The sequence below is a fragment of the Corynebacterium amycolatum SK46 genome (assembly GCF_000173655.1).
Lineage (GTDB): Bacteria > Actinomycetota > Actinomycetes > Mycobacteriales > Mycobacteriaceae > Corynebacterium > Corynebacterium amycolatum_A.
In genome coordinates, this window is sequence record NZ_ABZU01000010.1 from 1 (window position 1) to 12328 (window position 12328).

The window sequence follows — 12328 nt, forward strand, 5'->3', positions numbered from 1 at the left end:
GATGTCCGTGGCCAGAACTTCTTCTGCCCTCTGTTCAGGATCCAGTGCCACGGGTACTCTGGGCACCATGAAGCCCACCATTATCGATGCCGATACTGGACACGAACTATGGACCGCGGTCGAATGCGCTGCTTTTTCCGGCACCGCACGTGGCACTTTCACCAGCTACGCTGGCCGCAAAAAGGCTCCTGAGCCCGTCGCGAAGCTTCATGGGTTGACCCTGTGGGATTCCGAAGAAGTTCGCGCATGGCACGCCAATCGAAAGAGCCGCACCAAGCGCACCGACTCCGCCGAGTCATAGATACCTACCCATACCCAATCATTTGCTGGTTCCCGAGCTGCCTCTGTCGCACAGAGATGTCAGCTCGGGAACTTTTTGCGCTCTACGTGCGTTATTTCAAGTAATTACTAGCAATACTCGCAATTTCCTTTTTGGAGGCCTAGCCCATGGGGGCTTTAATTCTGATCGCGATCACCGTCGGCGGCGCAATTATCATCGCGTCGATGGCTCAAAACCGTTCAAACAGGGCCTTTGATGCTCGCCAGAACAATCAATTGGAAGACGCCGTCGCAGACGCCCGCCGATGGATTGAGCGACTGGGCTCACAGGTATTGAACCTGGCTGGCACCGATTCGGCTTCCACGCAGGCTCTTGCTGATGCATCCGAGCGCTACAACGCCGCTTCCTCGCAGATTTCTACTGCTCGGACCCCATCACAGGCACGAATGGCGCGCGAATCGGCACTGGAGGGTCTGCACTACATCAATGCAGCTCGCGAAATTATGGGCCTGCCCGCGGGGCCAGCCCTGCCACCGCTGGAGGGTCAGAAGGCCGCTGGTTCTGTGACCGAAATGCGGACTATTGAGCACGAAGGCCACTCGGTTAGCGCCTCTCCATACGCCACCCCGGAAACTCCGAACTACTACCCCGGCGGCCGTGTCGCCGGCCGTCCGGTTCCGGCCGGTTGGTACTCCGAGCCCTGGTGGAAGTCCGCGCTCCGCACCGGTGTCTGGACCGCTGGCTCGATGCTGCTGTTCTCTACCCTCTTCCACGGTATGGCCGGTGTTGCCTACGGCGCTGATGAATTCGCCAGCGGCATGGGCACCGGCGCTGACGACTTCGGCGGCACCGAGGACTTTGGTTCCGATGACTTCGGTGGAGATGACCTTGGCGGCGACTTCGGTGGCGATGCTGCAGATGCCGGTGACGCAGGCGACGGTGGAGGCCTCTTCGGCGGCGGCGATGGCGGCGATGGTGGCGACGGTGGCGGATTCTTCGACGGCGGATTCGACGGTTTCGATATTTAGAAGAAGCCCGGCTCCGCTATTTCGCTCAATCCGCAAAAGGATCGACAGTGCCGTCTGTCTGGGGCCGATACTCAATTTTTCTGGCGGCGAGTCTCCCAGCTTCCTCGCCAAGGATGCTGCTAATTAAAGCAACAGCCATATCCATACCTGCTGCGACTCCTGATGAGCTCCACCGATTACCGTCTTCGACCCATCGGGCTTCTTTCACCCACGTCACTTCGTTTCCGAACGAGGTGGCCCAATCAAAAGCCAACTTATTACTAGTTGCCCGCTTTCCTTCAAGTAGCCCAGCCGCAGCAAGCAGTGCCGAACCTGTGCAGACCGACGCCACTAACCGCGCGCGGAATCCGATGTGCTTAAGCCAGTCCAAAAACTCTGCATCCTCAACTAATGTTCTGGTCCCTGCTCCACCGGGCACCAGGAGAATATCGACTGCCTCGAGTTCAGCGGTGCAGCCCGTTGCGATAACCTCCGCCCCCTGAGCGCTGGTTATCGGACCGGCAATGCTGGCGACATATTCGACCTCAATCTCTGGGACATGGCCAAAAAGGCCAACCGGTCCAAATACGTCCAAGAGCTCGAACCCGGGGAACAGTACTACAGTTACTCGGCGATGCACTTCTGGATTTGTCATACGACAATTCCTACTCCGTCTACACACGAAAAAGGGTCTGGTCCCAGAGTTTTCTGGAACCAGACCCCTTTTTTTATTCCTATCAACAGATAGCGAACAGCAACCCTTTAAGCCTCCGGCAGCTCCGGGGCGACGCCAGTCTTTTCGTACTCTGCCAGAATGTCGATGCGGCGCTGGTGGCGCTCCTCCTCGCTCCACGGCTGGGAGACGAAAGCATCGACGATGGCCAGAGCCTCTTCTTCAGAGTGCATACGACCGCCGAGGCCGATCAGCTGAGCGTTGTTGTGCTCGCGAGCGAGCTTCGCGGTCTCCACCGACCAAGCCAGCGCACAGCGAGCGCCCTTGACCTTGTTAGCGGCAATCTGCTCGCCGTTGCCAGAGCCGCCGAGCACGATGCCCAGGCTGCCCGGGTCAGCGACGGTACGGGAAGCCGCCTCGATGCAGAATGCTGGATAGTCATCTGCAGGGTCGTAGGTGTGAGCGCCGCAGTCAACGACGTCGTGGCCAGCCTTCTCCAGGTGGGCCTTAATCAGGTTCTTCATCTCAAAACCGGCGTGGTCTGCACCAAGGTAAATACGCATGGCAGCAAGTTTAGCGGCTCCCGCGCATTCAACGGCGCCTGCACCCGTTTTAGGTATTGCTTGACGACGTTTCCCGCGCAGCCGAATAGGGTGAAAAGTGACTGTATTTGCGTTTCAGCACGTCTTCGAAACCGGAAATTGGGTGCTTTTTACCGTGTCTCCTGCGCCGCAAGCTCACTTCCAAGTCGATCCGGAAGCTCATGGCTCCCGTGGGAATCATCACGCACCGGTGGTGCGAACGGTTCGACATGACATCAACAAGAAGCCATTTATTGTCATTTGGGAGGTCACGCGAGCTTGTGGCCTTGTCTGCAAGCACTGTCGCGCTGATGCTCAACATGAGCCACATCCGCTTCAGCTATCGACTGCCGAAGGCAAGGTCTTGCTGGAGACCTTGGCGTCGTATAGCAAGCCCAAGCCGCTCGTGGTGCTCACTGGCGGTGACCCGTTTGAGCGCGATGATCTCGAAGAGTTGGTGCGATTCGGCACGGAGCACGGCCTGAATATGTCGTTGTCACCATCGGTGACGCCGCGATTGACGCCGGAGCGGATCAAGTCGTTGCGTGAGGCCGGAGGCAAGGCGATGTCGATGTCGCTCGATGGCGCGACTGCCCAGACCCATGACAAGTTCCGCGGTTTTTCGGGCACTTTTGAAAAGACGCTCAAGATGGCTCCGCACATCAACGAGGCCGGTTACCGGCTGCAGATTAACTCGACCCTGACCAAGGGAAATATTCATGAGGCGCCAGCGCTGCTGAAGACCGTCATGGAGATGCAGGCCAAGATGTGGTACGTCTTTTTCCTCGTTCCCACTGGTCGCGGCGCAGATTTGGGAGCATTGTCGCCGGAGGAACGCGAGGACGTTCTGCACTGGTTGTCTGATGTGTCCAACCGAATTGCCATTAAGACGACGGAGGCGCCGCAGTATCGGCGCGTCGTCATGCAGCAGGAGGAAGCGAAGGAGAAGGGCCTGCCACCTTATGAGGGCGGCGAGCTCTACCGCTACTTGGCCGAGGAAACGACAAAGCTGCTTGGCGCTGTGCCGGAAAAGCCACGCCGCCCGCGCTCCCCTATGGCCGTCAATTCCGGATCAGGTTTTGCCTTCATTGACCACATCGGCGACGTCTACCCCAATGGTTTCCTGCCGCTTCACTGCGGAAGTGTCAAAGCCACACCATTCCAAGAAATCTACGCCAACTCTCCGGTATTCAAGGCCCTTCGTGATCCGGATAATTGGCACGGCAAGTGCAGCGTCTGTGAATACCACAGCGTATGCGGTGGGTCCCGCTCGACGGCCTACGCGTTGACCGGGGATTACACGGCATCCGACCCGACCTGCATCTACATTCCGCCACGGTGGGCTGCCATGAGCGAAGAAGAACGGCAGGCCTCTACCGGGCAGAATGCCGAAGCTGGGGCCGCTCAGGTTTCTTAGCCGCATGCCCCAGCTGCTACAGCTTTCTTAGTCGAAGCGCGGGCTCTCAGTGCGGGAGCGCTTGATTTCGAAGAAGTACGGGTAGCTGGCCACGGCAACCGAGCCATCGAAAATCTTGCCGGCTTCTTCACCGCGTGGGATGCGGGTCAGTACCGGGCCAAAGAAGGCAACGTCGTTGAGCTTGACCACCGGAGTGCCGACGTCGTTGCCGACTTCCTTCATGGCCTCTGCGTGGTTTTCACGCATGAGCTCATCAAACTCGGTGGTCAGGGCCTGGGCCAGTCGCTCTTCCGGCAGACCAACCTCGGCGAGGGCTTCCTCAATCAGCTCGTCGAATGCGTGCTCCGGCTCGTCGACATGCGCATGGCGATCGATGCGGTTTTCGTTGTGAACCTTCGTGCCCAGCGCCGTGTAGAGCTTGTCGACGGCCTCCTGACCATCCTGGGAGAACACGGCGTTGAACAGGCGTGCCGGGGTCCAGTTGCACTGCATCATGAACTTGTAGTCTTCCGGCAGCTCGTCGCGGCCTTCATTGAGCACCGACAGGCTCATCGGCTTCCACTCGACCTCGATGTCACGGACCTTTTCGACTTCCTTAATCCAGCGCGACGTCACCCAGCAAAACGGGCAGGAAACGTCGAAGTAAAAAGTGACCTTGTCTCGATTGCTCATGTGAAAGTCCTCCTAAAGCATTGATTGACTTATCAACGACTATAGGGCGGAATTTTTTGGTTCGCATTCATGAATTCGAACGGGTCTACAGGTACCGGCATAGTGAAAATCGTAAACTGTTTTTGTGCCTTCAATTTTTGATAACCAAACTGATGAAACGAAGTTAAGTTCCGGCCTGCGGACCTATTTTCCTTCTTATCAACGCATAGATGTAGCGACTGGATATTTTGCACTCCGCGGATGGGCTTCATTAGACCCACTCGTTCGGGAGAGCTTCGAATCTGGGGATGTCGAAGGTCCCATCGCGCGCATTCTCGTTGGTATGGTGTTGCCCGCGCAGCACGATGAAATTATTGATCAGCTAAGGTCCGAGATTTCGCCTAGCGACGATGAATTCATGTCTTTGCGGGAGCGTGCACCACAGGTGCGCGAAACGTTGAAGGCGCATTTGCGCGCACAGCTTTCAAGCGGAATCCCGACGGCCAAAGACCGTGAAAACCTGCAGTCTTTACAAGAGCTTGTCGAGCTCGGTGCAGTAGAAATTCGTGTCTATACCCGCCAGCCGCTGCATGGTAAGACCTATTTGCTGCACCACCAGGACCCGCTTATCCCAAGTGCTGGTTTTGTTGGATCGTCGAACCTTACCGGGGCAGGTCTAAATAGGAACCTGGAACTGAATCTGCACACGACGGAAAGCACCTCTACTGAAGAGTTGACCAAGTGGTTCGAAAACCTGTGGACGGACCGCTTCACGCTTCCCATTGATGCTGACATTTTGGAAGTAATCGATGACTCGTGGGCATCCCCGCAACCGCGTTCTCCCTACGATGTTTACCTCAAGGTGTGCCACACGATGAGCCGTGATGTGCGCGCTGGCCTCACACAGTATGAGGTCTCGGACCTTATCTCGGGCACGCTGCTGGAGTATCAGACAACGGCTGTGAAAACGCTTGCTCGCCGTATCATGCAGCGGCGCGGAACGATGCTCGGTGATGTTGTCGGTCTTGGAAAAACTCTGACCGCGATTGCAGTGGCCCTAATGCTCCGTGATAACCACGGTTTTCAACCATTGGTTATCTGCCCAAAGAACCTTCAGTCAATGTGGGAATCACACTTGAAGGCTTATGATTTACCAGGCCGTGTGGTCCCGTATTCGATGGTCCATTCAGTGCTTCCGACGTTGCCTCGTTTCCGCTTTGTCATTGTCGATGAGAGCCACACTCTTCGTAACGAAGGCACCCGAACATACAACGCGGTGCAGACGTATTTGCATGAGAATGAATGCAATGTGCTTCTTCTGACAGCGACCCCGTACAACCTGAAGTACGGCGATGTGGCGAATCAGCTCGCTTTGTTCCTCGACGAGGATGAGGATCTCGGACTCACCCCCGAGTTCGCTCTCGAACGCAATCCAAATCTCTACGAGAATTTGGAAATGGCGCACTCGACTCTCGCCGCGTTCAGGAAGTCTGAGGAGCCCGAAGACTGGAAGCGTTTGATGGGTGAGCACCTTGTGCGACGTACCCGCAGCTTCGTTCTGAACACGTATGCAAAGGAAGATGACGCCGGCCGAAAGTATCTGGAGTTCAAGAACCCAGATGGTTCTGTCTCCAGCCGATTCACGTTCCCGATGCGTAAGGCGATTCCTGTAAATCACGTCTTCGATGACGAAGATGCCGCAGCGAAAATGGCAGACGCACGAACCCTTGATGCGCTCGCGGATCTGAAGTTGCCGCGTTATGACCTCACTTCTTACCTCGTTCCCGATGCGCCGCGTCTCGCCACGGGTGAGGACAAACTCTTCATTGAGGATTTCGAGGCATCTCGCGGCCAGGTCGCGGGTTTTGTTCGCACGAACTTCTACAAACGTTTGAGCTCCAGCGGACACAGTTTTGTGCTCTCCCTACAGCGGCATTTGAGGCGCAACGAGCTATTTATTTATGCGCTGCAGAACAGGTTGCCACTACCTGCGGGCACGATTGATCCAGCGACCCTTTCCGAAGATGACCTTGACTTCGACGCCTTACTTGCAGAGGTGTCTCCCCGCGGCCTGATGTTTACTGATATTGCGGATGACTACAACCGTTTGACTGAAGAATCTCCCCGCGGAATCAGGTGGGTCAATCCTTCACTGTTCGATATTCGTCTGATGCAGGATTTGTTGGCAGACTCACGCGCTATTCGCGACCTGCTGACTTGGTACGGACCGTGGGAAGTACAAGACGATTCCAAGCTTCGTGCTCTTGCCAAGCTCGCTAATGAGCGGCACCCGAGCGAAAAAATCCTTGTTTTCACCGAATACAAAGACACCGCGAAATACATCGCTGAAGGTCTTCGCGAACTCGGTGTCGGAAGTGTTGCCGTAGCTACTGGCGAGTCAGAGGATGCTACGACCCTGGCACGTCGCTTTTCGCCAAAGACTACCCCTGTGAGCGCCGACCAGAAGCCGGTTGCCCCAGCCGACGAGATTCGAGTTCTCGTGGCGACGGATGTGCTGTCTGAAGGCCAGAACTTGCAGCAGGCCCACATCATCGTCAACTTCGACTTGCCGTGGGCAATCATCAAACTGATTCAGCGCGCAGGACGCGTGGATCGTATTGGGCAGGAAGCCGACACAGTGCTGCTGTACACCATGGTGCACGGCGAGGTTGAGGAGCAGCTGAACCTCCGTCGTCGCATCCAGCAGCGTTTGGCTGCGAATGCTGCAACTTTCGGCTCTGATGAGAAGTTCTTCGGAACGGATACGGAGACACAAGCGATTTCCGATCTCTACGACGGGCGAATCGAAGATGTTTCCACCACCGAGGACGTCGATGCCAGTTCTTTGGCCTTTGAAATCTGGAAAGCCGCCACAAAGGATAATCCAGAGCTACGGCGACGCATCGAACACACCCCTGATCTAATTGACGCAACCCGTCCCGGCCTACCAGGGGACCGAGATGGTGTACTGTGCTGCGCCGCCACTGATTCGGGCATTGATTCTTTTGCATGGCAGAACGCAAACGGTGACAACAAGTTGCTGACAGGACACGAAGCTCTTGCGATTCTGAAATGCACGCCAGAAACCCCTGCCCTGCCACTTCGAGATGGTCACGATGAATCAGTGAAAGAGCTCATCACCGGAGTGATTGCTAAGAACCTCGAAACCTCGGGCAGGCTTCGCGGCGAACGTCGCATCTTGTGGAACAAGCTGGGCCAGACGACCGAAGCGCATAGCGACCCTAGCTATAGGGAGGCCCTCGATGCTTTGTACAAGTCTCCGTTGACCACGATTGCCATCAACCAACTTCGCTCGGCTCGACGGCGTCCATCCACTACAACTCTGGACTTGCTCGATTTGATGGTGAGCCTTAACGAGCAGGGAATCCTGACCACCACCGCAAGTAAGTCTGCTGATGCTATCCGCATCGTCGCGAATATGGGAGTAACTAATGTCTAGCTTTCTTTCCTTCGTAGATTCAGGCCATTTCAAGGAGCTTTTCGAAGAGCTTGGCTGGGGTCCCGTTCCTCGCGGTGTTAGTCCTATCACGGTACAGATCACAGACGGCCGAGCCTTTACTGCATGCCCTGTCGCTGACCAGGCTGGTTTGCGCGTATGGGTGGTTGAAGCTGATGAACTTCCTACGCCCAAGGAACAACGGATCATTGATGCGGAGGTGCAAAAAGCTTCGCAGCTACGACTGCTCATCTTCACTGATGGCACGCACCAGTCATGGCGGTGGCCACGTAGGGGTGCAACCGCGTCAACCAACGCGAAGCTTCTGCATCACCGTTACACGGTCGGCGATGAAGATTTAGCCGAGGATCTTGCACGTCGTTTGGAAACGATCGAACTGTCCATCGGCGAGACCATTGGGATTCTTGAGATTCAAGAACGAATGGCCAAGGCCTTCAACGACGAAGCAGTTAAGCGGTCTAAGCAGGCGTCCAGCCACATGCAGGTCATGAATCAGCAGCTGTTAGACGCAGGGTGCGACACCAGCACTGCTTCTTCGTTGCTCGTCCGCTTGCTTTTCCTCTTTTTTGGCGACGACACGAACATGTGGCCGGACAACACCTTCCAAAAGTGGGTTTTGCACCACACCACCGCTGAAACACTTCCAGAGAAGCTCATCGAGCTTTTTGAGGTCGTTTGCGACCCCGAGCTGGACCTCGCGCTTTCGAGTAAGGGGAAGTACGCGGGAACTGAGTACGCCAATTTTAGGCGTATCGACGGCATGTACATGGAACGTATTGAGCTTCCAGCTCTTTCCGAAGAATTCCGTCAGCAGGTCTTGAATGCTGGCGACTTCGATTGGGGGCGGGTAAATCCCGACATCTTTGGGGCAATGTTCCAGCAGCTGGTTGATCTGGATGATTTGCGTGACAAAGGTGAGCACTACACCAGTGAAGAAAATATCCTCAAGGTCATTGAGCCGCTGTTCCTCGATGACCTTCGGGCACGCTTCGAAGAGGCCTACGACAATCGCACTGCCCTGCTTGCTCTCCAGGATGAAATAGCTGGATTGGCCTTCCTCGACCCAGCCTGCGGATGTGGCAACTTCCTCATCCAGGCGTACAAGCAGTTGCGCGGACTTGAGTTTGAAATCATCACCCGTGCTGAGGAGCTTGAGCTCGCTGAAATCCGTGAGGCACTAGATTTTCATGCCCAGGGCAAAAAAGTCGATGGAGTGCGTGCCCTGCGGCAGCGGCTGCTAGAGATTGAAAGCGGAAACGCTATCCAGTATGCCGACCAGGCTCTCCGCAAATCGAAGATGAGCATGCGGCAGTTCTACGGTATCGAGATCAACCAGTGGCCGGCGAAGGTTGCATCCACTGCAATGCTTTTGGTGGATCACCTCTGTAACCAGGCCTTCGGCCAGTCGGTCGTGCGACTGCCTATTGAAGAAACTCCCGAGATTGTCAATGCCAATGCGCTCCGTATTGATTGGGCTGATGTTGTAGCTCCGGAGGACTGCGATTACATCATTGGCAACCCACCATTCGTGGGTTACTCGCGGCTTAACGACGAGCAGAAGCAGGACCGGACAGAAGTCTTTGGAAGGAAGGGCGGCGTCCTCGATTTCGTCGCATGCTGGCACCGCACGGCTGCAGAGTTCCTCAATGGGCACGGTGGCGACATCGCTTTTGTCTCTACTAATTCCATTTGCCAAGGCCAGCAGGTTACTCCGCTGTGGGAACCGATTTTCGACATGGGATACCGAATCAACTTCGCCCACCGATCCTTCGTGTGGAACAGCGAGTCCGAGCACGCCGCTAACGTCTACTGCGTCATCACGGCCTTCTCACAGAATGAGTGGCCTGTTAAACGGGCTTGGGATTACACAGCACGCGGAGTTGTGGAGAGCCAACCCGCTCATCTCAATGGTTATCTGGCGGATGCTACCTCTGTGTTTATTGAGCGACGTAACAAGCCACTCTCGGAAGTACCTCCGATGACGAGGGGTAATCAACCGACAGGGAAACCGCTCTCATTCGGTCCGTCAGAGCGAACAGAGATGATCAAGCGAGACCCCTCCGTCGCCTCTGTAATCAGGCCTTTCTCGATGGGTGAAGAGTTTGTGAAGGGCATAGATAGATACTGCCTCTGGATGCCCAACGGTGTTCCCGCTGAGCTTCGCGAGAATCCTGACATCACGGAAAGACTAGATTCCGTCGAAGAAGCACGAGCAGCTTCTACCAAAGCGCCTACTCGTGCGAAGGCTGCAACCCCGTGGCGATTTGATGAGGTGCGATACGAAGGGCAAGGCACCTACATCGGAATTCCGAGTGTGAGCTCCGAAAGAAGAAAATACGTACCGTTGGGTTTTGTACGCAACGGCATGATCCCTGGGAACATGCTCTATTTTGTTCCTTCTGAATCTCTCCTGGTTTTCGGAGTTTTGTCATCCCAGGCACATAACGCCTGGATGCGAACTGTGGCAGGACGTTTGAAGTCAGATTATCGCTACGCCAACACAATCGTCTACAACAACTTCGTTTTCCCGAACCCGACCCCGGAGCAGCGGGATAGTATCGAACAATCAGCACAAGGGGTTTTGGATGCCCGTGACCTGTACCCTGAAGCGTCCCTGGCGAAGCTCTACGACCCTGACAATGAAGCCAATTACCCGGAATTGGCTGATACACACAGACTTCTAGACGAAGCAGGCGAGCGGGCTTACGGCTGGGACTTCGAAGGTCTGTCATGGGATGAGAAAGAAACCCGAATCGTTTCCGAGCTCTTCGAGCTGTACGACCAGGTGGTCAGCTCTAAATAAAGGAACTTCGAGAGTACGTCACTGCCGCCGTCTCTCTTTACCAATCCGGCAGTGACGTGTGCCAAGCGTGCCCTGGTGGCAGACCGACTCGCTCTGTCTGCGCCAAGGTTCGATAATTCGGTGGGAGCAACACTGGCGCATCGTGCTCATCGATGAATATCAAATCCCACCGATTCTCATAGAGCTTGAACGTCTGCAATTTCACTCGTGCGCGTTCCACAGGGGCGTTTCGTTTTCCAGGCTCGGCCTCTGGGTCTGTGAGCCAGTTCATGTGCTCAATCCATGCAGCTGCCGCGACGTGAGACCGAGGAACGACGAAATACCGGGGTGGAATCTCAAGATTATGGGGCACCGCGACCATCACGAAGTACTCCCGCTCATGTTGGCTGGGACCTTGAGCCTTGATGCCAAGAGGCCAGTTGGCATTGTGAGGCTGGGCGCGTAGAGCTGTTTTGACCTGGACCTCGATCATTCGCCTGTTATCTGACTCGGTAAACACCGCAAGAATGTCGGTTCTTTCGAGCCCATCCCGCGTGAATGCGGGCGCCCAGCCGCGGCGGGCTAATTCTGCGGCAACGTAGTGCTCGCCGATTGTCTTCGTCTGTTTAGTGTCCACCACACCATGAGCATATCTAACTGGTCGCGCTAGATTGACGTTGTCGCTTTCGCCCCATGCACATGGGATTAGCCATGAAGAAAACCCGGGAATCTCCCAGATTCCTTGAAGCGAAAGCGTGAGTTTCGAATGCTACGAGACCAGCACAAATGCCCTCGACAAGCCTCTAGCCGTTCCAGGGCAAGCCCGTGGCCTCCAGCGAGTCAGCGGCAGCTTCCAGGTAGGCAGGCCAATCTGCGTAGTCCAGGAACTCCGGGCCCACCTCGTGGTCCATGGAGACCATCTTCCCCGAGCGCATGTCCAGACAGTAGTTGTTTCCGCCGAAGTCCATGACCAGAGGAATCCATGCCTCGTGATACCACTTGCCATCCGAGTTGGCGCTGTCCATGCCTTCGGCCTCAAAATCATCGAACTCGCCGTCGGCCTGCAGCTGGGTCCACAACTTGTAGTCGTTCAGAATCGACTTCGGCGGCGCAATCCAGCCACCGTCCCACGGCTCACCGTCCACAGACGCGTGCCGCAGCCACGAAGCTCGCACGTAGTCTGGCAGCTTTACTCCGAGGTCAGCCTCGAGCTGATCCACTTCCGCTTCTGTCGCCGGGGCCTCCAGGGCATCGTCGCCAAGCTTTGCTTCAATGCGATCCCACGCCGCGTTAACCCGTTCAACCTTGCTTGCATCATCACTGAGTTCGTACATGAAACGAAGTGTATTCACGTTCGGCTTTGCTCGCATGCCAAAGAAGCCAAAATCTCGCCCAATCGGCCGCCACTTCGACCGCCGATGCGACCGCCCCAATCGGCTAGGAACGAGCTAGGAAGTCG

Annotated in this window: 10 protein-coding genes; 5 read left to right on the plus strand and 5 right to left on the minus strand. The window is 55.9% G+C overall.

Annotated features, from left to right (window positions below):
- Positions 1-67: 67 nt before the first annotated feature.
- Complete coding sequence (locus tag CORAM0001_RS07295; protein WP_040361601.1) at positions 68-301, plus strand: hypothetical protein; 234 nt, start codon at positions 68-70, stop codon at positions 299-301.
- A 146-nt stretch (positions 302-447) separates the two neighbouring features.
- On the plus strand, positions 448-1308 hold the full coding sequence (locus tag CORAM0001_RS07300; RefSeq protein ID WP_005511136.1) for a hypothetical protein: 861 nt from the start codon (positions 448-450) through the stop codon (positions 1306-1308).
- Between the two features lie 25 nt (positions 1309-1333).
- Here the strand turns inward: CORAM0001_RS07300 and CORAM0001_RS07305 are convergent, their stop codons facing one another.
- Entirely contained in the window at positions 1334-1942 is a 609-nt protein-coding gene (locus CORAM0001_RS07305) for a DJ-1/PfpI family protein (RefSeq protein ID WP_040361567.1), read from the minus strand.
- Between the two features lie 107 nt (positions 1943-2049).
- Positions 2050-2523, minus strand: a complete 474-nt coding sequence (locus CORAM0001_RS07310) for a ribose-5-phosphate isomerase (RefSeq protein WP_005511109.1) — start codon at positions 2521-2523, stop codon at positions 2050-2052.
- A gap of 229 nt (positions 2524-2752) precedes the next feature.
- On the opposite strand from CORAM0001_RS07310, the gene CORAM0001_RS07315 reads away from it, so the two are divergent.
- Positions 2753-3958, plus strand: coding sequence for a TIGR04053 family radical SAM/SPASM domain-containing protein (locus CORAM0001_RS07315; RefSeq protein ID WP_005511108.1), 1206 nt, complete (start codon positions 2753-2755; stop codon positions 3956-3958).
- Positions 3959-3985: 27 nt separating this feature from the next.
- Here CORAM0001_RS07315 and CORAM0001_RS07320 read toward each other — a convergent pair whose 3' ends face one another.
- Positions 3986-4630, minus strand: coding sequence for a mycothiol-dependent nitroreductase Rv2466c family protein (locus tag CORAM0001_RS07320; RefSeq protein ID WP_005511183.1), 645 nt, complete (start codon positions 4628-4630; stop codon positions 3986-3988).
- A gap of 322 nt (positions 4631-4952) precedes the next feature.
- Here CORAM0001_RS07320 and CORAM0001_RS07325 point away from each other — a divergent pair, with 322 nt between their 5' ends.
- On the plus strand, positions 4953-8069 hold the full coding sequence (locus tag CORAM0001_RS07325; RefSeq protein WP_005511220.1) for a helicase-related protein: 3117 nt from the start codon (positions 4953-4955) through the stop codon (positions 8067-8069).
- A complete protein-coding gene (locus tag CORAM0001_RS07330) occupies positions 8062-10890 on the plus strand; it encodes a class I SAM-dependent DNA methyltransferase (RefSeq protein ID WP_005511217.1) in 2829 nt (942 codons plus the stop codon). Before CORAM0001_RS07325 ends, CORAM0001_RS07330 begins: the two co-directional genes overlap by 8 nt.
- A 37-nt stretch (positions 10891-10927) precedes the next feature.
- Here the strand turns inward: CORAM0001_RS07330 and CORAM0001_RS07335 are convergent, their stop codons facing one another.
- Positions 10928-11509: a hypothetical protein gene (locus CORAM0001_RS07335; protein ID WP_040361572.1), complete on the minus strand. Its 582-nt coding sequence runs from the start codon at positions 11507-11509 to the stop codon at positions 10928-10930.
- A gap of 163 nt (positions 11510-11672) precedes the next feature.
- Positions 11673-12203, minus strand: a complete 531-nt coding sequence (locus CORAM0001_RS07340; protein ID WP_005511212.1) for an SMI1/KNR4 family protein — start codon at positions 12201-12203, stop codon at positions 11673-11675.
- Positions 12204-12328: the final 125 nt, after the last annotated feature.